Source organism: Prochlorococcus marinus subsp. pastoris str. CCMP1986, from assembly GCF_000011465.1.
Classification (GTDB): Bacteria; Cyanobacteriota; Cyanobacteriia; order PCC-6307; family Cyanobiaceae; genus Prochlorococcus_A; species Prochlorococcus_A pastoris.
Genome location: NC_005072.1, coordinates 512,474 through 538,578, shown reverse-complemented (window position 1 = coordinate 538,578; position 26,105 = coordinate 512,474). Strand labels below are relative to the sequence as shown.

Here is a 26,105-nt window from a genome sequence, read left to right as displayed (position 1 = left end):
TTAACCTTTGCTATCTCCTCTTAATCTTAGATTTAAAAATGGAGAAAATAAAATTAAACCTGGAAAGAAAAGAAATACTAATCCATAAACTATTAATCTCTCAAATTTGCCCATAACGTTCCATCTATTATTCATCCAGTAAAAAAGTATTAACGGAATAACCAATAAATAAATAGAAACAATCCCTACGTAGGCAACTAAAGTAGCAAATGAATTATTAAAAATACTTTCCATTTAAATTTCTGGTTTATTTAGTTAAAACATAACAACTATTAAAAGTTATCGTAAGAACTAAAATTAAATAGATTAAGAATGGGAGTGGGGGGACTTGAACCCCCACGAGCTAAAGCGCTCGACGGATTTTAAGTCCGGCGCGTCTACCAATTCCGCCACACTCCCAAGAGGAATTTGCGCTTTTTAATCGTAGCCGAAAGTATCTTAATAAACCAAGAAAAATGTGAATATTTACATTTTCTCGGAATATTGAGATGGGATTATATCTTTCAATCATTAAATTAATCATTTATGAAAAAATGACATAATCATATTTTTCTGTTATTAGTATGTGATATTTAATTTTTTATTTAACAACTCCCTCTACTCGCCAAGTTAAAGTTTCACCTCCATGAAATGGTTTTATTTGTCCAACAACCTTATTTTGTTCAATTACTTCAATAAATTCTGGAATTTTATTTGACCTTGATACCAATCTAATTTTTTCGTTATTAATAGGTAGATTATAAAAATTAGGCCCATTCAAGCTGGCAAATTTTTCGAATTGATTAAGTGCATTTTCCTCCTCAAAAACTTTTAAATAGCTTTCTATTGCTACTGGAGAATTAAAAATGCCTGCACAACCACAAAAAGCTTTCCACTGTCTTAAGTGAGGAGCAGAATCCGTGCCTATGAAAAAACATTCTTTTCCACTAGTAGCAGCTTTCCTTAAAGCAATTCTATTGTTTTCTCTCTTTGCGACTGGTAAGCAGTAAAAGTCACTATTTAAACCTCCAAAGAACATTGCATTTCTATTTATGTGTAAATGATGTGGAGTAATAGTAGCTCCTAAGTTATTCCTCTGAACAAAATCAACTGCATAAGAGGTAGTTATATGCTCTAAAACAATCTTTAATCTTGGGAATTGTTGTATTAAAGGTGAAAGTTCTTTATCAATAAAAACTTCTTCCCTATCAAAAATATCTACTTCAGGGTCAGTGACTTCTCCATGAATTAAAAGTGGCATTCCAAGTTCTTGCATAACTTCAAAAATTTCATAAAGATTTTCTATTTTTTTAACTCCATGTCTGGAATTTGTTGTTGCATTAGCAGGATACAATTTGGCAGCAAAGAAAACTTTATTTTTAAAACCTTCTACTAATTCATGTTTTATTGTCTCGTCCGTAAGATATATCGTCATTAATGGCTCAAATGTAGAATTATTAGACAATGCTTCAAATATAGAATTTTTATAAGAAATACATTTTTCTATAGATGTTATTGGGTTTTTGGTGTTTGGCATCACAATAGCCCTACCAAAATATTGAGATGTAAACCTAATAATATTTTTTAAAACAATGCCTTCCCTTAAATGTAAATGCCAATCATCCGGTTTTGATATAGTTAATTCTTTCAAAATTTTAATTATTTAATTAATTTTAACAGCAAATAAAATTTGACAATAGTTTTCAGAAAGTTATTGAATCAATTAAAGATATAATCATGTAAAGAAGTCTTTTAAATATGAGTGAATTTATATTGCCAATAATAGAGATCATAATTGGAATAATATTACTTTTTGCAGGTGGAGAATTATTCATTCAAGGGGCGATTTCTTTATCTTTAATTTTAGGGATACCTCAAATAGTAATAGGATTGACCGTAGTTTCCTTAGGGACAAGTTCTCCTGAATTATTAGTAAGTTTAAATTCAACCTTTAAGGGGAGTGACTCACTCGCAGCAAGTAATGTAATAGGAAGCAATATTTTTAATGTTCTTGTTGTCTTAGGTATAAGCTCATTGATAACCCCTTTAAAAGTAAAAAGTAGAATTGTCCGAAGAGATGTACCTCTTTTAATAGCTATTTCATGTGCAGTCTGGGCAATGTCTTCAACTGGTCTTTTAACTTGGCAAGCAGGAATTTTTCTGATATTTTGTTTAACTTTAAATACAATTTGGGAAATAAATACTATAAAGGAAAATGAGGAGGATACTAAAAAAGCTGAGCCAGAGATAGAAGAGTCTCCAGGCATTGAGAAAGTTAAATTTAATATTATATTGAAATTAATATCTGGAATTTTACTTCTAAGCTTTGGTTCAAATATTTTAGTAAATGGTTCTCAATCCTTAGCGACTCTATTGGGGGTAAATGAAATTATTATTGGTCTAACTATAGTTGCGACTGGTACCTCTCTGCCAGAACTAGTTACTTCAATAATTGCAGCATTAAAAGGTAAAACAGATCTTGCAATTGGTAATGTTATTGGAAGCAATTTGCTTAATCAGCTACTTATTCTTGGAAGTTGCAGTATTTTTTCTGGATTAAAAGGTTTTACAATTGATGAAAGTCTTATAAAAGTTGACTTACCATTTATGGTTTTAACGACTTTTGCTTGCCTCCCAATCTTTTGGACCAAGGGTAAAATTACAAGAACTGAAGGCTTTATACTTTTAAATCTATATATTTTCTACATCGTTGATAAAATATTTTTCTTAAACGGATTTGACAATCTCTATGAATTGAGAGTTTGTATTTTTGTTTATTTTGCATTTTTAACAGTATTCCTTTTTGCCCAAGAAAGTCTCAAAACAACAAGAAGATAATTTAATTACCCGTACATAGTTACAAATTCCTCTGAAATAGTAGGATGCAACGCCATAGTAGTATCAAAATCCTTTTTAGTAATCCCTGTATTTAAAGATACTGCAACCATTTGTATAATCTCAGAGGCTGCTTCTCCAAACATATGGCAGCCTAGGACCTTATCATTTTTTTTATTGACCACAAGTTTTAACATGCATTTAGATTTATTCTTTTTAAAGGTATTAGACATAGGCGTAAAATTACATTTAAAAACTTGCACATTTACTTCCGAATAAATTTCATTTGCCTTTTCCTCACTAAGTCCAACTGTTGAAATTTCTGGGATAGTAAAGACTGCCTTAGGAATATTTTCATAATTAACTTTTCTTTTAAGAGCAGCGAAATAATTATCTGCAAAAACTCTCCCTTGTTCAATTGCTACAGGTGTTAAATTTGGTCTTTTTACTATATCTCCAATAGCAAATATATTAGAAATACTTGTCTTATTAAGCTCATTAACTTCTAAATATATTCCATCCATTTTAAGATTTAAAGTATCTAAATTTAATCTTTTAAGAGATGGCTCTCGTCCAGTTGCAACAAGTATATTATCGGTTAATAATTTACTTCCTGATTCCAAAGTCGACTCTAGACCATCATTTATCTTTTTAATGGACTTTAACTGATTTTTGAATTTTAAATTTATACCTAAGGAAGTCATTGATTTTTCTAAACATTCAGACAAGTCTTTATCAAAACCATTTAACAAGTTCTCACCTCTTATTAATTGAGTAACTTCAGTGCCTAAGTTTTTAAAAATAGATGCAAATTCACAGGCAATATAACCTCCCCCAACTATTAACAATTTCTTAGGAAAATCTTTTAATTCAAAAATATCATCGCTGGTCCACGCAAAATCTGTTCCAGGAATATTTAATTTTTTTGGTTTGCCACCAACTGAAATAAGAATACTTTTGGCACTTACTTTTCTTAAAATATTTTTTGTTTTTGGACAAACTACTTCTACTGTATTTTGATTTAAAAATCTTCCAAGGCCCTCAAAAACTTTAACGTTTAATTTTTTTAAAGAATTTGAATGTAAAACACTTAATCTAGAAACTTCTTCTCTCACATTTTTCAGTAAAATGTTTGATTCAAAAGTTATTTCTTTGCTTATTAACCCATAACCTTCTGAAGACAACATATTTCTTCTATTATTAGCAGCATAAACCATCAATTTTTTTGGCACGCAACCTCGAATAACGCAGGTCCCTCCAATTTTGTTTACCTCAATTATTGCAACTTTTGCGCCATAACTCGCAGCTCGTTTTGCGGCAGCCAATCCTCCCGAACCAGCACCCAAAACAATTAAGTCAAATTCGAATTCCAAAACCTTTAAAATCATTTATTATATCGTAAATATAAAGCTTAAATTCAATAAATGAATAACATCTTGAGTTGGGCTGATTTAAGTAAATTCAAAATTGATGATATTGATAGAGTTAATGGGATAAATAATTCTTATTCAAACTTAAGATTATTTGGCCATTGCGAAAAAGAAGTCGAACTGATTTTCTATAGAGATCGACATTCTTGGTGCCCTTACTGTCAAAAAATATGGTTATGGCTTGAATTCAAAAGGATTCCTTACAAAGTGAAGAAAATAAATATGTATTGTTATGGCCAAAAAGAAAAGTGGTATCTCAACAAAGTAAGTTCTGGTAAATTGCCTGCGATAGAATTGAATGGCAAGATAATAACTGAAAGTGATAACATTATCACTTTTTTAGAAAATGAATATGGAACACTTGGTTCCTCTCTATTATCAAAGGATATTGGAGAAGTTAGAAATTTAGAAAGAGAAATTTTTAGATCATGGTGTAATTGGCTTTGCAGAAAAAGCTTTAGTTATTTAGATTTATCCTTTCGAAAAAAAAAATTTAGAGAATCTATTTGCAAATTAGAAAAAATATTAAGTTTATCCAAAACAGGGTTTATTGATTCACCAATACATGATTCAGAAAAATTAGAGCCAGGTACTGGAGACATAATTTTTATTCCATATATGGAAAGAATGAATGCTTCATTAAGTTATTACAAGGGGTTCGATTTAAGAAATAGTTATCCTTTTATTGATAGATGGTTAACCCTTTTTGAAAATTTCAGTGCATATAGAGGTACTCAAGGTGATTTTCATACTCATTCCCATGATCTACCTCCTCAAATGGGTGGCTGCTTTAAGGATGTTAATGATCAACAAATTTCCTTTTCTAATCTAATAGATGTAGGAGAAGGGCTAGGGAACTTGGAATTTAATCAAGATATTGACTTGGGTTATTACGCTAAATTTGCACTTAAAAGAGTTCTAAAACATAAAGACAATATTATTAACGCTAATCCTTATGAAAAAGACTTATTTGAGGAATCATTAAGGGCTGCTCTTACCCATATGATTACCTCCGAAATCAATGAAGTTCCCAAAAAGGCAGCTACATCTATCAACTACTTAAAAAATAGAATTTCTGTGCCAAGAGATATGCCTGTAATTTCTGCAAGGATATTAAGACAATCTTTAAATAAAATTGAGTCAACGAATCTTAATACCAAAATCGATAAGATTCCAGAAAAACATAGATATGATCAAGATCCTGCCAGATTTATATTAAAAAAAAGATTATAAATTTTTTCTTGAATCTATTTGAAGTAAATCTTTTATTTTTTGAACTTGACTGGCAACATTTGGATCACTTGACAATTTTTTTTCCACTTGCTCAATAGCATACATAACTGTTGTATGGTCTTTACCTCCAAATTCATCTCCAATTTTCGGAAGGCTTAGATCAGTTCCCTGCCTCATTAGATACATGCCTATTTGCCTTGCCTGGCTGACTGGCTTTCTTCTGCTTGAACTAACTAATTCTTCAGCTGAAACTTCAAAGAAATCTGAGACTTTTTTAATTACCTGCTTAGGAGTCACTACTACTCCAACGCTATTTGGATCAAGCATTGGAGCAATTGATTGAACTGTCATAGGTAATCCAGTTATTGAGGCAAAAGCCACTGCCCTAGTAAAGGCTCCCTCTAATTCTCGAATATTTGAAGAAAATCTTCCTGCGATAAATTGAATCAAATCTCTTGGGAGATTCATTCTTTCTTGTTCAGCTTTTTTCTGCAGAATCGCCATTCTTGTCTCTATATCAGGAGGTTGAATATCTGCAATTAATCCCATTGAGAATCTTGAAATTAGCCTTTCTTGTAATTTAGGTATTTGACTAGGAGGCCTATCACTTGCAATAACGATTTGTTTACCCGCTTCATATAAAGCATTGAAAGTATTAAAAAATTCTTCTTGTGTATATTCCTTCCCCTCCAAGAATTGTATATCGTCAATTAATAATAGATCTACTGATCTATATTTATTTTTAAAGGCATGCATTCCATCTTTTCTAATAGATTGAATTAAATCACTGCTGAAAGTTTCAGTGGAGACATATAAAACTTTCGCATCTGGATCAATTTCTACTCGATAATGACCAACAGCTTGCATCAAGTGAGTCTTTCCAAGACCGACACCACCACAAATAAATAAGGGATTAAATTCTCTTCCCGGAGATTCTGCCACTGCTAAAGCTGCAGCATGGGCCATTCGACTATTAGGACCTACAACAAATCTTTTAAAGACATAACGTGTATTTAAAGAATGAGATTTTTTTGATCTATTAATTAAATTATTACTCTGATTTATTGAAAATGATTTTGATTGAGAATTAATATTTTGCTGGCTAACTGAATCAGAAGAATTTGAATTGTTGTTGATATTAGTTTCAGACTTAAAAACTACTTTTACATTATGTCCACAAATTTCTTCTGCAGCTTTTTCAATAGTTTCACTATAATTTTTTCTTAGCCAATCACTTGTAAAGTTATTTGGAGTAATCAGAGTTAACAATCCATTTTCAAAACAATTAAATTTTGCTGGCCTTATCCAAGTTTCGAAAGAAGGCTTGCTTAAATTCTTTTGAAGTAATTGTTGAACTTCTGCCCAAATAGGATTGGCTGCTTGCACTAAATTTTTTCAATAGATATTTAATCTAGTGGGAATTTATTAATTGGTCAGTCTCAAATCATAAGATCATGATAAATTTAAAATTTATTAACAATACAGATTATAAATTTTAAAAAAGTGAAATCTATTAATTGCCTAAACCTTATAATAATTACACCTTGTTTATGTTTTGTTGGATAAAGCACTACTCATAGTGATGACTAAGTGGCATGCTTATGGTCGTTGCAAAAATAGATTATCAAAAGATATAGGGAAAATTAGTTCTGCAAAAGTGCAGAAAAAAATGACAGTTCATACTGTTTCAGTTGCGAAATTTCTGGAGAATAAAGGTTTGATTGATATTTCCTTAGCCATATCTGGACTAGGATTAAAAAATAGTAAAAGGTGGAGTAATGAATTAGGAATTAAAAACTTTAAATTACAAGGTAAAGGATGTTTAGGAGAAAAGATGAGAAGGCAAATTCTTATAGAAAAAAAAAATAGTTTAAAAAAAAAAAGAAATATTATTTTTATAGGGACTGATCTTCCAGATTTTTGTCATATGGATTTATTAAATACTCTTTCAAAACTTAAAAAAAATGATCTGATTTTAGGCCCCTCAAATGATGGAGGATATTGGCTTATTGCTTTTTCTGAAAGATTATTATCTGCTAATCTATATTTACCCTTTATAAACATTAAATGGGGTAGAGAAGACGTCCTTGAACAAACTATTAAAAACCTTTCTTCAATTGACTTAAAATATGACTTCCTTCATCGAAAAATAGATATTGATACGATTATAGATATCGAAAAAAGAGGATAATTAACTTGCATAAAATCTCAATTATTATTCCAACTTATAACGAATCTCAATACTTACCATTACTTCTCTCGGATTTATCAATTTCTAATGAGGAAGCAGAGATACTAATTGTAGATTGTAATAGTGAGGATAAAACTGTAGAGATAGGAAAATTATATGGATCAAAGATACATAAATCAAAAAAAAAGAACAGAGGGTTGCAATTAAATATCGGAGCCAAAAAGGCTACAGGAAAATGGTTTATTTTCTTACATGCCGATTCTAGGCTTAATCAAGATTGGTTAAAAAAAGTGAAGTCAGTAATGAGATACGATGAAAATTCTGTTTATTTTTTTAAATTCAAGATTAATAATAAAAAAATTATTTACAGATTTCTCGAGATAGTTGTAAACCTAAGAAGCTATATCTTCAAAGATCCATATGGTGATCAAGGTCTCTTAATTCACAGGGAAATATATTTTAAGAATAAAGGTTATAGAAAAATTCCTTTGATGGAGGATTTAGATTTTATAAAAAGATTAAAGAATAAGACATCTTTAAAAAGATTAACTATTCCAATTTATACAAGTAGTAGGAAGTGGGAAAAAACTAATATCATTTTTCAAGCATTCAAGAATTGGAGTTATAGGAAAAGATGGTTAAGAGGAGAGTCAATAAAATCTTTACATAATGATTACTACAAAAATTAAATTAATTTGCATACCAAAAAGCACATTTTGAACCTTTTGGTTCTAATTCCCAACCCTGCCTTTTATAAAATGAAACCACCTCGGCGTCCGCGAATAAAGTAACCTTTGATATCCCAATTTTTTTTAATTCTTGCAATATATATTTCATCAATTCTTTACCTAAACCAAGTCCTTGATAAACAGGATTGATAGCAACATCCCAAATAGTTGCCTCAATAATCCCGTCCCCAGTACATCTAGCGAAACCTACAAGCCTAGGAAATTTCTCATCATGACGCCATAACCCAACTACTAGAATACTAAATTCTAAAGCTCTTTTAACTCGCCTTATTGGCCTCCTGCTCCATCCTACAGTCTGCAAAAGTTGATCTAACTCAATAAGGTCAAATTCCTTGACCTTGCTACAAACAAATATCTCTTTTTTCTCTTGATGGGTGAATTCATAAGAATTTATACCATAATGTTTAATCAGCTCATCTTGAGAAAGAATATTTGTTTTCTTAATTGATGACCTTTTGTTCCTAAAAATCATTAAAAGCTAGCAAATCCCTTTTCTTGAAGCTCGGAAAGTTGGAAATATAATCCTTTTTTGAGTCTAAGCTCTCTATGATTCCCTTCTTCAATTAAAGTTCCCCCTTTTAAGACTAATATCTTATCAGATTTCTCAATAGTAGCTAATCTATGCGCGATCACTAATGCCGTTCTTTTATTCAATATTCTTTCAAGATCTTTTTGCAAGGTTGCTTCTGTAGATGGATCCATAAATGCAGTAGCTTCGTCCATTATCAAGATAATTGGATTTCTTATGGCTACCCTAGCAACAGAAAGAAGTTGTCTTTCTCCGGATGAAAGATTACCTCCCCTCTCTCTAAGATAAGTATTCAAACCATCAGGCAATTTTTTCAATAAAGTATCTAAACCAAGCTCTTTACAAATATTTTCTAAGTCTTGTTTATTAATATCGGTACTTAATTTTAAGTTTTCTGAAACATCACCACTAAAAATAAAAGTATCTTGCAGCACGACACCAAGCATATTTCTAAGTCTTGCTATTGGTATACCCTTAATATCTACATCATCTATCAAAATCTGGCCTTCTTGAGGCTCATATAGTCTACATAACAACCTTATTATGGTTGTTTTACCAGAACCAGTTGGGCCAACAAAAGCTACATGTTCTCCTGGATTAATTAAAAATGATAGGTCTTTTATTACATGTTCACCCTCGTTATAAAAAAAATTTACATTCCGAAATTCAATCTTCCCTTTAAATTTATAATCCTTACTTAAAATTCCTCCTGAAAGTTGTTGAGTATAAATAGAGTCTTTAATCTCAATTTCTTCATCTAATAATTCATTTATTCTCTCTACAGCAGTAAGTCCCCCTTGAATCTGTGTAAATCTCTCTGCTAACTGTCTTAAAGGCTCGAAGAGTCTTTGGGAGTAAAGAATAAAAGTTGTTAATGTTCCTAAACCAATATTGCCCGAAGTTACTAGATACCCTCCCACCGCCAATACTAATGACACTGCTGCAAGGGATATCCATTCTATAAAAGCAGATATACTACTATCGTAAAAAATGGTCCCATTAACTGCTTTCTGGTAAGCAATACCCGTATTAGAAAATTTCCTACTATTGAAAAATTCTCTCCTAAACATTTGAACGACCTCTAAACCTTGAAGATTCTCTTGGAAGTCAGAGTTAAGTTGAGATAATTCCTCTCTTACTTGATAATTTGCTTTTCTATAGCGTTTTTGAAGCCAGATAATAAAATATGAAACAGGAATTTGAGTTAAGAGAAGCAAAGTTGCCAATCCTTTATCTATAGAAAGCATTGTCAACGAAATGACTATAAGACTAACAAAATCAGCAATAACTCCGACTGCGCCACTGCCAAAAACCTCAGCCAATGCATCCACATCATTGGTAAGTCTTGTTAGTAATTTACCGACGGGCATTTTATCGTGATACTTAAGAGAAAGAGAAATAGAATGTTCGAAAAGTTCTCTTCTAATCCTTGCTGTTAATCTTTGTCCAACAGATTGGATATTATATGATTGATATCCTTGCAACACTAATCTAAAAAGAACAGTTATAAACAAAGTGATAATAATTATATTTATAGATTGCCCAAAGAATGTTTTACTTAACCAGACATCTGTGCTCTCATTTTTTAAGATTGTTATAGCTTGACCAACTAATAATGGTTGAATAGCCCCTGCAAATGAAACCGGTAATAAGACTATTAGAATAAGATAAATAGTTTTTTTATCTTTAGTTAAATATCTACCTAATTTTTTTATTCTATCAAAATCATTCAAAAACATTACTTTAAATATTTAATATATCCTTAGAAGATTCTATTGATAAAATCACATCTCTGAGAGGGTTGCTATCTAATCTTAGAGAGAGAGGATTAGCTATTAACCTTGCAGTTGAATAAAAAAGATCGTCAATTTTACTTAAACCATTTTCTTTGAGAGTCTTACCTGTGGCAACCAAATCTACTATAGCTTCTGCCATTCCAGTAATAGGTCCAAGCTCTACTGATCCCGTTAGATGAACAATTTCAACTGGTATATTTAAATCATCAAAATAGGCTCTTGCAGTTTTTGTAAATTTACTTGCCACTTTACAATTAGCGGGAAGATCCGTAGGTTTTAAATAATTACTATTATTTTTTACAGCAAGTGACATGTGACATCCACCAAACTCTAAATCAAGCAATTTAGCAACTTTCAATTCAGATTCCTGTAATACGTCATAACCTACAATTCCTAAATCTGCTTGCCCGTAACTTACATAAACTGGGACATCTCCATTTCTTACCAGTAAGGCTTTGGCTCGTTTACATTTCGACTCGACAGTTAATGATCTACTATTCTCTAGTAATGCATCAGAGAAGTTCAATCCTGCTTTTTTAAAAATTGAAATTGAATCTTCTAACAGAGCTCCTTTAGGTAAAGCTATAGTAATCATAGATCAATTTATTTTCAAACAATTTTTTAATTCTAAGGTAATAATGGAATTTAATAAAGAGCATAAAATTATTGGGATAAGAGTTCTAAGGGATAATATAATTTGGCTCTGGAAAAAAAATAGATCAGCAGTAGTTATTGATCCTGCTCTTTCTCAACCTGTAAAAGAATACCTAAAAACTAATAATCTCAATTTAGAAGCTATATTACAAACTCATCATCACTCAGATCATATTGGAGGGACTAGAGAGCTTATAAAAGAATGGCCAAATGTTAAGGTTATAGCCTCCTGTAAAGAAAAAGATCGTATACCATTTCAGAATTCATCCGTTAAGGATGGAGACACATTAGAGTTATTAGATGAAGAAGTTAAAGTAATCGAAGTAATAGGACACACAAGATCTCATATAGCTTTCTATATAAATAACAACGTTCCTATTCTATTCATTGGTGATACTTTATTTTCTGCTGGATGTGGAAGAATCTTTGAAGGTACTTATAAACAAATGTATTATTCTCTCAAAAGAATTAAGTCATTACCCAAAAACACACTCATCTACTGTGCTCATGAATATACGAAATCAAATCTTTTGTGGGCATTAGATCTTGAACCAGAGAATCAAAATATTAAAAATAAACTCATTGAAGTTGAAAAAAAAATAGCTTTAAAAGAACTTACAATTCCATGCCTACTTGAAGAAGAGATGAAAATTAATCTGTTTTTAAGAGCAGATAATTTAAAAGGATTTTCTTTTTTAAGAGCAAATAAAGATTCATGGGTTTAAATTTATATATATATCCCTATTCAAATGTCTTCAACAAAAGTAATTAAGACTGCTAATGCACCAGACCCTGTTGGTCCCTATAACCAAGCAATCAAAGCAGGAAATTTTATTTATTGTTCGGGTCAAATTGCCATCGATCCAGTTTCAAATAAAATAAATTGCCTAGGTAATATTGAGAAAGAAACTACTCAAGTTTTAAAAAATCTTTTAGCTGTTCTTAATGCTGGAGGAGCAAAAGCAGAAGATGTAATAAAAACGACTATTTATTTAACTGATTTAAAAAATTTTAAAACTGTTAACGATATTTATAGTGATTTTTTTAATGTGGAGAACCCACCGGCAAGAGCATGTGTAGAAGTTTCTTCTTTGCCAAAAGGTGTTTTAATTGAAATAGATTGCGTGGCTTTTCTAGATTAATTTATTATTATTTAGAAATTTGAAATAAGAACCAATTATGCGCCATATTTGTATAGATTATTAAATAACAAAACTTCTATGATCTATGACAGCAGCAAAGCTAAATATAGACGAACTAGAAGCAGGCTACCCTTTATTTTGTAAAGCGCTAAGGTTATTAATTTTAAAAGGAAATTCACTAAAAGAGATTGAAAGGACAGTTTGTTGGGGTCATCTTGAAACATTAAATAGATGCCTTCCTGGAAGATATAAAGCCCCTACTTATTTAATGGCACTAATTAAAAGAGATATAGATAAACCTAATCATTATTAAGCACATTATTTTTCTAAAAAGAAATTATCTAATTTTATAGAAAAGTCTTTTTCATTACTTGGTATTTCCTCAGAATCTAAAAAGATGGATACACTAACAAAATTCTTACCAAAACTAATATTGGGATAGATATTTTTTTCTTTACATAATTCATCTGTTTTTTTCAAAAATATACTAATTTTTTGATACTCTTCAAACTCAAATCTTTTTTCAATTCTTGAAGGAGATTCCCTTTGTTTCCACATTAAGACATAATTTGCAACAGCAATTAATACTATACATTTATTTTATATTTTTACTAATTATTTTGACAAATAAATTAGGACAAGCAAAAACTATAAAAGTCTAATTAGATTCCCAGTAATCAATAATTCCGCCAATGGTTAAATCAGTTTGAACTTCTGGATTAGGGCAAGCAAACCTTGCTGCTGAGCCACTAGCAGTAAATACCCAATTACCTTCTCTAGCTCCAACAGGATCAACTGCAACAACTTTTTTACCTTTATTATTTTCTAAAATTCTCAAATTCATGTGTCCAAGGCCAGCTACTCTCTGGGTGCAGACCATTCTTCCACATACCTTCATTATTTCCAAAATTTCTACACCTCAATCTGTTTTGGACTATCGGGATCCCAATGATCAATAATTCCAACAATCGTTAAATCACTTGGATATGACTTACTCCCTGCAGCTTCTCTAGCAGCAGAACTACCAACACAAATAACCCAATCACCGGGCTTACATCCCACAGCATCAACGGCAACCTTATTAGAAGAGCCATCTAAAACTACTTGAAGATGCTTATGCTCGAATCCCGGTATTCTATTTGTTGAAACAAGTGGTTTCAATACCTTGCAAATAAGCATGATTTAATGGGCCTCCTTTGTTTTTTGATCTAAAGACATTCCAATTATTTGGGCGGAATGAATGTTGTCCCTATCTCTAATAGTAAGACAAGTGTGCAACAACCCTTTATCAACTAAACTTTTATATCTAATTGATATCGCATTATTGACTCTATAACAATCTTTTGCAGCCCTTTCTTTCGCCCCAGGTACTTTACCAGAATAATCAAATCTTATTACTATTGGAATAGGTAGATCTTGAGAAACATTTAATCCTGTAAAAATCTTTACTCCCACATCCAAATCAGGAGCTCCTTCTTCAACTGTATCAAGATGCGCAAAATACGTTAAATTTCTTAGATGAACCTCTTTGAAACCAATCCCAACCCCAATAAACCTTTCAGCATGACCAATATCTTCATAAGAACCTTTATGAAATTTCTTAACATAATCAATCTGAGAAATATTATTGACTATTAATTTATAGACAAACTTGTCCAATCCCTTTAGTTGAACCTTATTAGAATTACCTGAAATAATCTGACAAATTTCTTTTTCTGCTTCGTCTTTTGAAAAATTTATTGTGGAATTGTAAATGTCTAAACTAGAAATAGTATTTTCTAAATCAATCTTTCCGTCACTTGAAGATAAATGAATCTTTAAAGAATCAGTATCAGTATCAAGACCAATTAACATTAGATCTACTGAAGCCCCGCAGCAGAAGCTATTTTCAACCGCCTCCTTAAAAGCAAGTAATTTTTCACTACCCTCCTTAGCTGCTAATTTATCATCACTACCATGAGCCGCACATCCCTGATGTAAAGGGTCAACAGAACTAAAATGGTATGTGACGATTTTTAAATACCTTGTATCTTCATGGGCTTCATTTGGATTATTTTCTCTATATCTTTTATGTTCAGTTTTTACCCATCTATTCACAGTATTTTCAATATCAAAGAGTGCCCCTGCATGTGATCTTCTTCTAACTGCACTAAATGGAATTCTCATTACATAAGCTACTGAATGAGCCAATCTTCCGTCAGAGCAGGGCGTTATGTCTAACAAATGAATTCCACAATCTAGCAGTGCTGTCTCGAAATTATTTGCGTTAGGACTACCAAAAGACCCCTCTAAAGGATCATTTTCGAAAAAATTATCGCTTAATTTCTCATGCTGCTTAAAGGCGCACCATGCATATAAGGCCCTCATATCTAATGGTTTAACCCAAGATTTATCTAAAATATGTGTTGGCAAATTTATTCCTAAATTTTGCTTAGATATAGATTGAGCTGTATTTATGAAATCCTCATGATGTTGTATACGAGCAATTTCTTTCAAAGTAGGGACAATTCTGTCAAAACTACTTTTTATTTGACTCTCATATTTATAAAGTTTTTCATTCTGAGAATTATTAGTTAAGTTATGAGTCTTATCAATTTTTTTTAAATTATTTATTTCATTATTCTGTGAATGAACATTTTCTGTAAAGGTTTTCATTGGAGCAGTTGGCCCCAATGTGAAGTTCTTGGCTTTAGCCAGTCCTCTCAAAGGCATTATTTAATTAACCTCTTGCACCACCTGAAAAGGTAACCAGTTGTCCATCGCGAGTGTTACCACTAGATCCAGTTATAAGAAAATCAGGTTTTTCTGTCTCATCATTTCTCTTATTATCAACAGGTGGCATTGCCCCCATAAATCCCGCTCTTGATGGATTCCTCTTCCTAGCAGAAACTCCTTCTGTTCCCGTAACTTTATCTCCTCTATCCCAGTCATCACCTGTTATATTCCCTGCAGATTGACCCTCACCTGTTATTTTAGAAGGCTCTTTTTTATCTGTAGGAATATCAATATTTTGACTTTCTTCTTGTTTCATTTTTTGTTTATAAGTCATATTTTTATTAGGTTCAAATCTAAATTGCTCAGTACCCGTGACTTTATCTTCTGCCATATCAAAAGGTCCTGTAATCTTTGAACTATCTTCATACCTATTACCTGTTACTCCTTCTGTATTTTTAGCTGAATACTTTTCTCTTGATGGTGAATTAACAGAAAATTCCTTCCAAGAATTTGAGGCTGACTTCTCTTGATTTGCATAAGAAGCATCGTTTGGTGGTGTTTCGCAATTTGATAAAAACTGATCTCCTCCAATATATGGGGTTCCAGTTAAATTTTTACAAGAACCTTTTGTTGCTCCAGTCATTACTCCACCAATGCCTGGCTGCAGTCCAGTTAATCTAGCATTTGAATTATTGCCAGAATTGACTGTCGCTCGAGATTTCATATCATCAGCAATTTCAGCATTGCAATTATCATTAATCTGATCTAAGCCTGCATAAGGAGTTCCTGTTAATACCTTGCATGAACCAGGCTCATCGCCTGTTACGATTTTTGATCTACCTGTCATTGTTCCACTTATCAAATTAGATTTGGAAGAGAGACTCAAACCAACTTTCCTAGCCTCAGGCTTTGGAGTAGATCCGCAGAATTTTTCATATTGCTGGGAACCAATATATTCATCTCCCGTCAGATTTTTACAGCTACCATATTCATTACCTGTTACATAATCAGATCTTCCTACACCAGTTCCTGTAACGTTATTTCCATTTAAAGTGTCATAACTTCCAACTTTTTCAAATGATTTTCCTTTTGGGCTAGGCTCTGATCCCAGATATTGATCGCCAGTCAACTGCTTCCCAGATCCTGATTCATCTCCAGTTACTAAGGATGATCTTCCTGGCAAGGAACCAGATACTTTTAATCCATCAGTTGTTATACTTTGCATTACCTTTGATGGTTTTTTTATTACTTCCCCACAATATTTTTTTGACTGATTAGCAGAAATATATTCTGTTCCAGTCAAGTTTTTACAAGTCCCAGGTTCATCCCCAGTAACTTTTTCAGATCTTCCGACTTCATTACCAGTAACCTTATTCCCTGATGTTGTAGTTGTAACAGATGCTCTTATAGGTTGTTTATATTTTGGTTTGTCTTGACAGAATTGACCAGTCACCTCAGCTCCCATATATTGTGTCCCAGTTACTGTTCTACAGGTGCTAGCTTCATTACCTGTTGTTTTCAAAGATCTGTTTGCTTGTGTTCCCGTAACAGTTTGTCCAGAATCTGTTTCACTTTTTCCAACTTTCCAACTTGCATCAGCGATATTTAATTTAGAGCCATTTTTGTTTGGACCACATGGCCTACACTTACCATTACCTTGTTTTGATGTAGATCCTGTTTTACTTCTAAGTTCTCTTACCCTTTGAGAAATTTCCCTACTAGACAAATCCGGGTCTCCTCTTCTCGCTAAAGAAGCAGCACTTGTATTTTGTTTTGATGCTGATTTTCCATGTTTAGATTGAGCTTCTCTTCTTGCTAAAACAATATCTCTGCTTGTATTTGTTATCGGTTTTCTCTTTTGATTAATTCTTCTTTTGATATTTTGTTTAACTACTTGATTATCTTTAATATTGTTATTGTGGTCTTTTAAGGCCTGAGGTTTTTCGGTTGAAATAACTTTATTAACTTTAATATCACTTTTAACATCAGTACGTGTTCTATCTGAAGAATTAATAGCTGATTTACCATGTGTAGACATTGCTTTTCTTCTTTCTATACCAAGTTCTTTACTCGATAATTTTGATGAAGTAGATTTTCTAGCAATTTTATTGGCAGGTATATTAGATTTACTTGGTGATGTTAAAACTTTTTTATTTGAAGAAGTTGCTCCAGTTGAATTTATATCTTGAGATGATCTAACCCTATCTTTAGTAGAAGAAGAATGTAAGGCAGCTTTTTTCCCGCCATCACTCATAGCCTTTCTTCTTTCTAGTGCAATCTCTCTACTTGTTTTTGTTGACATAATCTTCAAATTAGTAACTCTTAAAAAAAACTTTCTCCAATAAAAATTGTAGTTTTGAAAGGAGAAAGATATTGACTGTTAAATAAAAATTTAGCGTCCTTGGAAAACTGCAAAAGCTGTACCTTGACTTTGTGTATAAGCGTCATAACCAATGATTCTTACGTGATGATCAGGGTATGCTCTATGGCATGCTTCTAACTCACTTACAACCAAGTTAAGATCTTTTTCCCCAAAGAAAGGGAGCTTCCAATAAGACCAATAAGTTTGCATACTTCCACTTGGATGTACATGCTCAATAACAGGACTCCATCCTTGAGCAATAATGTAGGCAATTTGATCGTATATTTCTTCCTGGGTCATCGGTGGTAAAAAACCGAATGTTTCCAGGGTAGCAACTGTTTGATAGTCACCAACTGAGCTCTGGAAAGGCATAATTAAATGATTTGTGAATGATATTCTCGTAAAAACGAGGTTTGAAAAATTGAGGAGAAATGATTTTCTCCTCTTGTTTGAAATCTGAGTTAGCCTTGAACGTCGAGCTTATCAACGGTATCAAACTCAAACTTGATTTCTTTCCAAGTTTCGAGTGCAATAGCTAATTCAGGACTATGCTTAGCAGCTTCCATTAGAATGTCTCTACTCTCTTTTTCGATTTCGCGACCTGCATTACGTGCTTTCACACAAGCTTCTAATGCAACACGGTTTGCAGCAGCTCCGGCAGCTGAACCCCATGGATGACCATGAGTTCCTCCTCCGAATTGAAGACAAGAATCATCTCCAAATATTGCAAGCAGTGCTGGCATATGCCAAACGTGGATACCACCAGATGCAACAGCAAAAACTCCAGGCATTGATCCCCAATCTTGATCAAAGAAGTTACCTCTTGATCTGTCTTCGGGAACAAATGATTCTCTTAAGTTATCAATGTAACCAAGAGTAGTTTGACGATCACCTTCTAGTTTCCCAACAACGGTTCCAGTATGTAACTGGTCTCCTCCAGAGAGTCTTAAACATTTCGCTAGAACTCTGAAGTGGATACCATGTTTTGGATGTCTATCAATAACAGCGTGCATAGCTCTGTGTATATGCAGAAGCATGCCATTTTTACGACACCAGTTTGCAAGGCCAGTATTTGCTGTAAATCCACCAGTTATGTAATCATGCATGATGATTGGCATATCAAGCTCTTTAGCAAACTCTGCACGTTCGTATAGTTCTTCAGGGGTATTAGCGGTGCAATTTAAATAATGACCTTTTACTTCTCCAGTTTCTTGCTGAGCAAGTTTAACGGCTTCAGCAACGAACTCAAATCGTTCTCTCCAACGTTGGAATGGCTGAGAATTGATATTCTCATCATCTTTAGTTAGATCAAGACCCCCTCTAAGGCATTCATAGACAACCCTTCCGTAGTTCTTACCAGACAATCCTAATTTAGGTTTGATGGTACAACCTAGAAGTGGTCTTCCATACTTATTAAGTCGATCTCTTTCAACTACTATTCCGTTAGGTGGTCCACCACAGGTCTTAATAAAAGCAATTGGGAATCTAATATCTTCAAGACGGAGATGTCTTAAAGCTTTAAATCCAAATACGTTACCTACTAAAGAGGTTAATACGTTTGTGATTGAACCTTCTTCGAAAAGATCTAAAGGGTATGCAATAAATGCATAAAAGGCTTCTGGATCACCAGGAACGTCTTCGATTCGATAACAACGGCCTTTGTAAAATTCAAGGTCGGTAAGTAACTCGGACCAAACAGTCGACCAAGTACCAGTAGAAGATTCAGCCGCTACCGCTGCTGCAACTTCTTCTCTTGGGACACCTTCTTGGCCTGTGCATTTGAAACAGGCTAACAAATCAGTGTCGAGGGGGACATATTCAGGAGTCCAGTAGGTATCTCTGTACTCCTTTACCCCAGCGTCATACTTCTTACTCATAAGGATAAATTTAGGTCTATTAAGGGAAATTATTTTTTGGCAAAATTAGATTTTGCTTTATTTAATTAGTCCTTTTGACCAAGGAAATCGCCATTACCAAGTGCTGGCTCAACTTCTCTATGAGGGCGAGCAATGATGTGAGCTGCGACGAGACCATCACCAACTCTCTCACAAGCATCAGCTCCAGCTCTTACTGCTGCGTTGACAGCTCCTGTTTCTCCTCTAACCAAAACTGTGACATAACCGCCACCTACGAATTCACGACCAATAAGACGAACTTCTGCTGCCTTGGTCATTGCGTCTGCTGCTTCGATTGCAGGTACAAGTCCGCGTGTCTCGATCATGCCGAGTGCGATACCCATTGTTTCTGTAGCCATTGCCTACTAATTACTAAATGTGGAATGTTCAATCCGAAGAATGGTCCATAACGTACTGATAAGTCAAGCATTTTTTACTAAATACTCTATTAATGTTTTTTCTATCATTGATAAGTTAAACTTATCACCCTTGCTACTATTGATATGTCAATACTTATCGAAATTAGTTAGTGCATCAAAACATACGGTTGTGTTAATAAAAAATTTACATTATGTTATGCGCGTACGAGACAGGCCCTGTCTACTCAGGTGTGGAATGTTCAACCCCTCCTGTCTCTGTATCAAGTTTTAAAGTAAGATAATATTCAGATATTTTTTATATTATTTTGAATTCTTCTTCTGTTCTTACTATTGCAAGCGGAAATCAAAAGAAGGTATCTGAAATATTAGAGATGTTAGATGTTCTATCTTTAAAAGTAAAAAAACAACCCGAACATTTAAATGTAGAAGAGACAGGCAAAACCTATTTTGACAACGCTTTTTTAAAAGCAAAAGCAGCTTCTTTAGAGACTAAGACTTGGGCCTTAGCTGATGACTCAGGGCTTGAGGTTGATTATTTAGATGGAAGACCGGGTATATATTCTGCAAGATATGCCAAAAATAACGATGATAAGCTTATTAAGTTAATAAGAGAGCTCAGTGATATCCCTTACAGAAGCGCAAAATTCATTAGTTGCATGGTTCTATGTGATCCAGAAGGGAAGTTAGTAAAAGATGCAACGGGTATTTGCTGGGGGGAAATTCTTAAAGAACCAAAATATCCTAACGGAGAGTTTGAATCTATTTTTTGGGTTAAGGAGGCTAATTGTGTATATGGAGAATTAAGTCATTCTCAATTGAGTAAACTTGGGAGTAGAGGTAAAGCCGCAAAAAATATTGCTCCTTTTTTAAAAAGAGAATTTGGAATAGATTAAAAATCTATTTAATAATTTGATATTTGATCAATTGCTCTTATTGCAGCTGCTGCGGCCTCTTCAACATCTCCCTCTTTCCCTGCAAGAGTGAGTCTTCCAAAAGCTCCAACGGCTTTTACATCAATGATGGTTATATTAGCGGATTTTTCAGCTTCATTAGCTGCCTTAAGTACATATCCGGCTGGTTCGGTCTCCAAAATAAACATGCTCATTCCAGATTGAATCATAGATCCACTTCTGTTTTGCCTATTGATTAAAACTGCATGATCTGGAGTAATTGCACAAATAACTTCTGTCCAACTTGTTGATGGCTTGGTTCTTTTCCTCACTTCACTCCCAATAGCATCTAAAACCACATCTCCTGAATGCAAAACTGTACTTTGATCCTTATGGTAAAGAGCTAAAGAGCCAAAGGCTCTTTCCACAATCATCTGACCTAGCCTTACATTACTTGCCTTTAAAGCTATATCAGTAACCCTATGAACTGCCATTCCGGGAGAAACTTCCATCCATAAGCAAGAATCACCTGGAATTGGTAAAAAACCTCTACTCACAGTCCCCATATATGCAGCTAACTGAGGTTGTAAAGAATCTAAAAAAACATATGTCCTTAATTCTATTTGCTCAACTTGACTTGCTTGTCTTGAAACTAATGACTTTTCAGAGTCAGTTGTTATAAAACAGCTAGCTCCATTGGACTGAGATTGAACTTCAGATCCAGTAACAAGAGAACTTCCTTTTTTTCGATCTCCTCTATTTAAGCTAGAAGTTGGTTCCATTCAGGAGACTATAACGGATTAGGGTTCTTTTTTTTCTATTAAATTAACTTGCATGCTTCGTACGAACCGATAACTTCAAATTAAAGATATGAAATTTTATGGTAACTTCTCAAAAAAAAGGACCAGATTCTTCTGCATCTGACAATGAATTAAGTCCTGATCAAACCCTCGGTTTAGTAAGCTTAAGTTTAATGCAAAAGTTATCTCAGAAAGATCCTTCATTTAGTTGGTTGGGAGAGATGAAACCAGATCAATTAAATCTTAAAAATCTTAGAGATAGACTAGAGTTAACCGAATTAGCTATTAAGACAGGAGCACCTCTAACAACTTCCGAAGTCTCAATTTTAATGGGAGCAAAGCCTGGCAAATCAAAGATAGAGAGAGGTGGAATATTAGCCATAAAAGTTGCCAGGAATGTCTGGAAATTATCTAAACTTGGCCAAGGAAGTTCTTATTACAGAAATTAAATTTCAGAGTCAATAAATTAGTTTAATTATTCTTATTAAAGTTTTTAAACTTTCATATAAGTTTTTTAAATGTATACATTTTGTAAGAGAACTTATCAATTAGTGCTTAAATCCAAAAGTTTATGCAAGCTTGAAGAATAAGCTCTAAATATTTTAATGAGTAAAGTAGATCTTAATAAAGAGACTGGTCCTAGAGAAGTCTTTTGTGGCCTTACTTCAATAGTTTGGTTACACAGACGGATGCCAGATGCATTTTTTCTGGTTGTGGGGTCGAGAACATGCGCACATTTAATTCAAAGTGCTGCGGGGGTTATGATTTTTGCTGAGCCAAGATTTGGGACAGCTATTCTTGAAGAGAAAGATCTAGCAGGTCTTGCCGATGCTCATGAAGAACTCGACAGAGTAGTCAATGATCTTATTTCTAGAAGGCCTGAAATAAAGACCCTCTTCCTTGTTGGTTCTTGTCCTAGCGAAGTGATTAAACTTGATCTCGCCACCGTTGCAGAAAAATTAAACTCCCGATTTTTGGGTCAAGTAAGGTTCGTTAACTATTCTGGCAGCGGGATCGAAACCACCTTTACCCAAGGCGAAGATGGAGCATTGAAAGCTCTTGTTCCATTAATGGAATCTACAGATGATGAGAAATTATTATTAGTTGGGACATTAGCTAATAATGTGGAAGATAGATTTAAGAAGATATTCAATAATATTGGAATAACAAATGTTGAAAGTTTTCCTCCTAGGCAATCAACTGAATTACCAAAGATTGGAAAGAATACAAAGGTCCTGTTAGCTCAACCATATTTGAGTGATACGGTCAGAGACCTAAAGCATCGTGGTTGTGGAATAATTCAGGCTCCATTTCCACTAGGTGTAGAGGGAAGCACAAAATGGGTTTTAGCTGCTGCAGCTGCCTTTAAAATTCATGAACTAAAAGTTCATGAAGTAATTGCTCCTTTAGCTAATAGAGCTAGGCAGGCAATAGAAAAACACAAAGAAATATTAAGAGGAAAAAAATTATTTCTTTTACCTGAATCACAGCTTGAAATTTCATTAGCAAGATTTTTACATAACGAATGTGAAATGGAACTCATTGAAGTTGGAACACCTTATTTAAATAGAGATTTAATGGAAGAGGAGCTTAATTTATTACCGGATGATACAAAAATTGTTGAAGGTCAGCATGTAGAAAAACAGCTTGATCGCGTAAGAGCTTCCAACCCTGACTTAGTAGTTTGCGGAATGGGTTTAGCAAATCCTTTGGAGGCAGAGGGGATTAGTACTAAATGGTCTATAGAAATGGTGTTTAGTCCCATACATGGAATTGATCAGGCGGCAGACTTGGCTGGGCTCTTTTCAAGGCCTTTAACAAGGAATCAAATACTCACCTCCAAATCATTAGCAACACATTAAATTATGGAATTAACTCTTTGGACATATGAAGGCCCTCCTCATGTAGGTGCAATGAGAGTTGCATCATCAATGAAAGATATTCATTATGTTCTCCATGCTCCTCAAGGAGATACTTATGCAGATCTTCTTTTCACAATGATTGAACGAAGAGGTCAAAGACCACCAGTAACTTATACAACATTTCAGGCTAGAGACTTAGGAGGAGATACAGCAGAACTAGTTAAAAGGAATATTACTGAAGCAGTTGAAAGATTTAAACCAAAAACTCTTTTAGTAGGTGAAAGTTGCACTGCTGAATTAATACAAGATCAGCCAGGAGCACTTGCAAAAGGTATGGGTTTTGATATCCCAATAGTGAACCTTGAACTTCCAGCCTATAGCAAAAAAGAAAACTGGGGTGCCTCAGAAACCTTTTATCAAATAATTAGAACTCTTTTAAAAGATAAGGCAAACGAAATTGACAAGATTAATCCTCAAAGATGGAAATCTTTAGGTCGAAGACCTAAAGTAAATATATTAGGTCCTACATTATTAGGATTTAGATGCAGAGATGATGTTATCGAGATTCAACGTATCCTTTCAGAGCAAGGTATTGATACTAATGTGGTTGCACCACTTGGATCAAGTCCAGATGATATTACAAGATTAACTGATGCTGATATTAATATTTGTCTGTATCACGAGATTGCTGAGACTTCTTGTGAATGGCTTAAGCGTAATTGCGGAATGGAATATACAACTACCATCCCAATTGGTATAAAAAATACAATTAATTTTATTAACGAAGTTCATGAAAAACTTGACCTTCCGTTAACGAATCAAAAGGAACTAGAGCACAAGTCAAAACTTCCATGGTACTCAAAGTCAGTTGATTCAAATTACTTGACTGGGAAAAGAGTTTTTGTATTTGGTGACGGTACTCATGCTATTGCAGCTGCCAAAATTGCTAAAGATGAATTAGGTTTTGAGGTGGTTGGATTGGGAACTTATAGTAGAGAAATGGCAAGGCAAGTAAGAGCTGCAGCTAAGGAATTAAATATAGAAGCACTAATTACCAATAGTTACTTAGAAGTAGAAGATGCCATGAAAAAAGCATCTCCCGAATTAGTTTTAGGGACCCAAATGGAAAGGCACAGCGCAAAAAGACTTGGTATCCCATGCTCAGTAATTAGTACTCCAATGCATGTTCAAGATGTTCCTGCAAGATACAGCCCTCAAATGGGATGGGAAGGCGCAAATGTAATTTTTGACGACTGGGTTCATCCTCTTATGATGGGTCTTGAAGAACATCTTATTGATATGTTCAAACATGACTTTGAATTTGTTGATGGCCATCAAAGTCATCTTGGCCATACTGCTACAAAAGGTCTTGATAATAAAGTAGATGAGCATGCCCAAAGTAATATAAATGTTCAAAAAAAGGGGAATATAATTTGGACAGACTCTGGAAGAGCAGAACTTACAAAAGTTCCATTTTTTGTAAGAGGTAAAGTTAAATCAAATACCGAGAAATACGCTCTATCCAAAGGTCTCCCTGAAATTAACGACGAGACCCTTTACGACGCGAAGGCTTATTTCGGTTAATCCTTACAAATAAAATATTACTCTAGCATGAGTATTTTCACTCATAATAACAATAATAATCCCATAATATCTAGTTATAAACATATATCTTGTATCTTTAATCTTGATAAATAACTATTTGTTGAGAAATACATTTATAGAAGCATATTCCTGCAAGAATGTATTTATTAACGTGTTAATTTCAGCTTTAAATGACAAGTACAATAAATAAGCCTCTTGATGGAGAAGGTAGTGTTCAAGTCAAGCAAGATCCAAAAGTAAATATTGAAGAAGGAGCATTAGTAATTGCTGTTTATGGTAAGGGGGGTATAGGCAAATCAACAACGTCTTCTAATCTTTCAGCAGCATTCTCAAAATTGGGTAAAAAAGTTTTACAAATAGGGTGTGATCCAAAGCACGATAGTACTTTTACTCTTACTCACAAGATGGTTCCTACTGTTATTGATATTCTGGAGGAAGTGGACTTTCATAGTGAGGAATTAAGGCCAACTGACTTTATGTTTGAGGGGTTTAATGGTGTAATGTGCGTCGAGAGTGGAGGTCCTCCAGCTGGTACAGGTTGTGGCGGATATGTAACAGGCCAAACAGTAAAGCTCTTAAAAGAGCATCATTTACTAGAAGACACCGATGTAGTTATTTTCGATGTCTTGGGAGACGTCGTTTGTGGAGGTTTTGCCGCTCCCTTACAACACGCTAATTACTGCCTAATTGTAACGGCTAATGACTTTGATTCAATATTTGCAATGAATAGAATTGTTTCTGCAATTCAAGCAAAAGCAAAAAATTATAAAGTTCGATTAGGTGGAGTAGTAGCAAATAGATCCAAAGATACCGATCAAATTGATAAGTTCAATAATAGAACTGGTTTAAAAACCATGGCTCACTTTAAAGATGTAGATGCCATTAGAAGATCAAGGCTTAAAAAGTGTACGATTTTTGAAATGGAACCAACTGAAGATGTGGTTGAGGTGCAAAATGAATATTTATCTCTCGCTAAAAATATGTTAGACAATGTGGAACCACTTGAGGGTACTCCACTAAAAGATAGAGAAATTTTTGATTTATTAGGATTTGATTAA

28 protein-coding genes and 1 tRNA gene are annotated in these 26,105 nt (G+C 33.6%); 12 read left to right on the top strand and 17 right to left on the bottom strand.

The window, feature by feature from the left end:
- The 3 genes from TX50_RS03045 to pyrC form a co-directional block, all read right to left on the bottom strand.
- Positions 1–234, bottom strand: a complete 234-nt coding sequence (locus TX50_RS03045; protein ID WP_011132204.1) for an NAD(P)H-quinone oxidoreductase subunit L — start codon at positions 232–234, stop codon at positions 1–3.
- A gap of 79 nt (positions 235–313) precedes the next feature.
- Positions 314–399: transfer RNA gene (locus TX50_RS03040), tRNA-Leu, on the bottom strand.
- Between the two features lie 181 nt (positions 400–580).
- The gene (gene pyrC / locus TX50_RS03035; RefSeq protein ID WP_011132203.1) at positions 581–1,630 is read right to left on the bottom strand and encodes a dihydroorotase; all 1,050 of its coding nucleotides are present in this window, start codon (positions 1,628–1,630) and stop codon (positions 581–583) included.
- A 107-nt stretch (positions 1,631–1,737) separates the two neighbouring features.
- Here pyrC and TX50_RS03030 point away from each other — a divergent pair, with 107 nt between their 5' ends.
- Complete coding sequence (locus TX50_RS03030; RefSeq protein ID WP_011132202.1) at positions 1,738–2,817, top strand: calcium/sodium antiporter; 1,080 nt, start codon at positions 1,738–1,740, stop codon at positions 2,815–2,817.
- A gap of 5 nt (positions 2,818–2,822) precedes the next feature.
- On the opposite strand, the gene gorA is transcribed toward TX50_RS03030, so the two are convergent.
- Entirely contained in the window at positions 2,823–4,202 is a 1,380-nt protein-coding gene (gene gorA, locus TX50_RS03025; RefSeq protein ID WP_011132201.1) for a glutathione-disulfide reductase, read from the bottom strand.
- 36 nt (positions 4,203–4,238) lie between these two features.
- On the opposite strand from gorA, the gene TX50_RS03020 reads away from it, so the two are divergent.
- Positions 4,239–5,477 carry a glutathione S-transferase gene (locus TX50_RS03020; RefSeq protein ID WP_011132200.1) on the top strand — a complete coding sequence of 413 codons (1,239 nt, stop codon included), beginning with the start codon at positions 4,239–4,241 and terminating at the stop codon, positions 5,475–5,477.
- Here TX50_RS03020 and dnaA read toward each other — a convergent pair.
- Positions 5,472–6,863, bottom strand: coding sequence for a chromosomal replication initiator protein DnaA (dnaA, locus tag TX50_RS03015; protein ID WP_011132199.1), 1,392 nt, complete (start codon positions 6,861–6,863; stop codon positions 5,472–5,474). The two genes, TX50_RS03020 and dnaA, sit on opposite strands and share 6 nt — an antisense overlap.
- Before the next feature lie 196 nt (positions 6,864–7,059).
- On the opposite strand from dnaA, the gene TX50_RS03010 reads away from it, so the two are divergent.
- Together TX50_RS03010 and TX50_RS03005 are read left to right on the top strand one after the other, a co-directional pair.
- Positions 7,060–7,668, top strand: a complete 609-nt coding sequence (locus tag TX50_RS03010; RefSeq protein ID WP_011132198.1) for a DUF2064 domain-containing protein — start codon at positions 7,060–7,062, stop codon at positions 7,666–7,668.
- Positions 7,669–7,673: 5 nt separating this feature from the next.
- On the top strand, positions 7,674–8,357 hold the full coding sequence (locus TX50_RS03005) for a TIGR04283 family arsenosugar biosynthesis glycosyltransferase (RefSeq protein ID WP_011132197.1): 684 nt from the start codon (positions 7,674–7,676) through the stop codon (positions 8,355–8,357).
- Between the two features lies 1 nt (position 8,358).
- Here TX50_RS03005 and TX50_RS03000 read toward each other — a convergent pair whose 3' ends face one another.
- Genes TX50_RS03000 through hisG form a run of 3 tightly spaced genes read right to left on the bottom strand, consistent with a single transcriptional unit; the run spans position 8,359 to position 11,337 of the window.
- Positions 8,359–8,889: a GNAT family N-acetyltransferase gene (locus tag TX50_RS03000; RefSeq protein ID WP_011132196.1), complete on the bottom strand. Its 531-nt coding sequence runs from the start codon at positions 8,887–8,889 to the stop codon at positions 8,359–8,361.
- On the bottom strand, positions 8,889–10,685 hold the full coding sequence (locus TX50_RS02995; RefSeq protein ID WP_011132195.1) for an ABC transporter ATP-binding protein: 1,797 nt from the start codon (positions 10,683–10,685) through the stop codon (positions 8,889–8,891). Before TX50_RS02995 ends, TX50_RS03000 begins: the two co-directional genes overlap by 1 nt.
- Positions 10,686–10,689: 4 nt before the next feature.
- Positions 10,690–11,337 carry an ATP phosphoribosyltransferase gene (hisG, locus tag TX50_RS02990; RefSeq protein WP_011132194.1) on the bottom strand — a complete coding sequence of 216 codons (648 nt, stop codon included), beginning with the start codon at positions 11,335–11,337 and terminating at the stop codon, positions 10,690–10,692.
- 43 nt (positions 11,338–11,380) lie between these two features.
- Here hisG and gloB point away from each other — a divergent pair, with 43 nt between their 5' ends.
- The 3 genes from gloB (at position 11,381) to TX50_RS02975 (ending at position 12,851) form a co-directional block, all read left to right on the top strand.
- Positions 11,381–12,121 carry a hydroxyacylglutathione hydrolase gene (gene gloB, locus TX50_RS02985; RefSeq protein WP_011132193.1) on the top strand — a complete coding sequence of 247 codons (741 nt, stop codon included), beginning with the start codon at positions 11,381–11,383 and terminating at the stop codon, positions 12,119–12,121.
- Between the two features lie 24 nt (positions 12,122–12,145).
- Entirely contained in the window at positions 12,146–12,538 is a 393-nt protein-coding gene (locus tag TX50_RS02980; protein WP_011132192.1) for a Rid family detoxifying hydrolase, read from the top strand.
- A gap of 85 nt (positions 12,539–12,623) precedes the next feature.
- On the top strand, positions 12,624–12,851 hold the full coding sequence (locus tag TX50_RS02975) for a DUF3136 domain-containing protein (protein ID WP_011132191.1): 228 nt from the start codon (positions 12,624–12,626) through the stop codon (positions 12,849–12,851).
- 5 nt (positions 12,852–12,856) lie between these two features.
- On the opposite strand, the gene TX50_RS02970 is transcribed toward TX50_RS02975, so the two are convergent.
- From TX50_RS02970 to TX50_RS02935, 8 genes are all read right to left on the bottom strand, one after another.
- Entirely contained in the window at positions 12,857–13,096 is a 240-nt protein-coding gene (locus TX50_RS02970; protein WP_011132190.1) for a 4a-hydroxytetrahydrobiopterin dehydratase, read from the bottom strand.
- A 100-nt stretch (positions 13,097–13,196) separates the two neighbouring features.
- Positions 13,197–13,445, bottom strand: a complete 249-nt coding sequence (locus TX50_RS02965) for a carboxysome peptide B (protein WP_036930884.1) — start codon at positions 13,443–13,445, stop codon at positions 13,197–13,199.
- A gap of 5 nt (positions 13,446–13,450) precedes the next feature.
- Complete coding sequence (locus TX50_RS02960) at positions 13,451–13,717, bottom strand: carboxysome peptide A (protein WP_011132188.1); 267 nt, start codon at positions 13,715–13,717, stop codon at positions 13,451–13,453.
- 3 nt (positions 13,718–13,720) lie between these two features.
- Positions 13,721–15,250 carry a carboxysome shell carbonic anhydrase gene (locus TX50_RS02955; protein WP_011132187.1) on the bottom strand — a complete coding sequence of 510 codons (1,530 nt, stop codon included), beginning with the start codon at positions 15,248–15,250 and terminating at the stop codon, positions 13,721–13,723.
- Positions 15,251–15,257: 7 nt separating this feature from the next.
- Positions 15,258–17,555 carry a carboxysome assembly protein CsoS2 gene (locus TX50_RS02950; protein WP_011132186.1) on the bottom strand — a complete coding sequence of 766 codons (2,298 nt, stop codon included), beginning with the start codon at positions 17,553–17,555 and terminating at the stop codon, positions 15,258–15,260.
- A 90-nt stretch (positions 17,556–17,645) separates the two neighbouring features.
- Positions 17,646–17,987, bottom strand: coding sequence for a ribulose bisphosphate carboxylase small subunit (locus TX50_RS02945; protein WP_011132185.1), 342 nt, complete (start codon positions 17,985–17,987; stop codon positions 17,646–17,648).
- Positions 17,988–18,076: 89 nt separating this feature from the next.
- Positions 18,077–19,492, bottom strand: a complete 1,416-nt coding sequence (locus TX50_RS02940) for a form I ribulose bisphosphate carboxylase large subunit (protein ID WP_002805854.1) — start codon at positions 19,490–19,492, stop codon at positions 18,077–18,079.
- Between the two features lie 65 nt (positions 19,493–19,557).
- On the bottom strand, positions 19,558–19,869 hold the full coding sequence (locus TX50_RS02935) for a BMC domain-containing protein (RefSeq protein WP_011819929.1): 312 nt from the start codon (positions 19,867–19,869) through the stop codon (positions 19,558–19,560).
- 326 nt (positions 19,870–20,195) lie between these two features.
- Here TX50_RS02935 and TX50_RS02930 point away from each other — a divergent pair, with 326 nt between their 5' ends.
- A complete protein-coding gene (locus TX50_RS02930; RefSeq protein WP_011132183.1) occupies positions 20,196–20,783 on the top strand; it encodes a non-canonical purine NTP pyrophosphatase in 588 nt (195 codons plus the stop codon).
- 8 nt (positions 20,784–20,791) lie between these two features.
- Here the strand turns inward: TX50_RS02930 and TX50_RS02925 are convergent, their stop codons facing one another.
- On the bottom strand, positions 20,792–21,562 hold the full coding sequence (locus tag TX50_RS02925; RefSeq protein ID WP_011132182.1) for a BMC domain-containing protein: 771 nt from the start codon (positions 21,560–21,562) through the stop codon (positions 20,792–20,794).
- A 98-nt stretch (positions 21,563–21,660) separates the two neighbouring features.
- On the opposite strand from TX50_RS02925, the gene TX50_RS02920 reads away from it, so the two are divergent.
- The 4 genes from TX50_RS02920 (at position 21,661) to bchL (ending at position 26,105) form a co-directional block, all read left to right on the top strand.
- Complete coding sequence (locus tag TX50_RS02920) at positions 21,661–22,029, top strand: hypothetical protein (protein WP_011132181.1); 369 nt, start codon at positions 21,661–21,663, stop codon at positions 22,027–22,029.
- Between the two features lie 156 nt (positions 22,030–22,185).
- The gene (locus tag TX50_RS02915) at positions 22,186–23,442 is read left to right on the top strand and encodes a ferredoxin:protochlorophyllide reductase (ATP-dependent) subunit N (RefSeq protein ID WP_011132180.1); all 1,257 of its coding nucleotides are present in this window, start codon (positions 22,186–22,188) and stop codon (positions 23,440–23,442) included.
- Between the two features lie 3 nt (positions 23,443–23,445).
- Positions 23,446–25,026, top strand: coding sequence for a ferredoxin:protochlorophyllide reductase (ATP-dependent) subunit B (locus TX50_RS02910; protein ID WP_011132179.1), 1,581 nt, complete (start codon positions 23,446–23,448; stop codon positions 25,024–25,026).
- A 191-nt stretch (positions 25,027–25,217) separates the two neighbouring features.
- On the top strand, positions 25,218–26,105 hold the full coding sequence (gene bchL / locus TX50_RS02905) for a ferredoxin:protochlorophyllide reductase (ATP-dependent) iron-sulfur ATP-binding protein (RefSeq protein WP_011132178.1): 888 nt from the start codon (positions 25,218–25,220) through the stop codon (positions 26,103–26,105).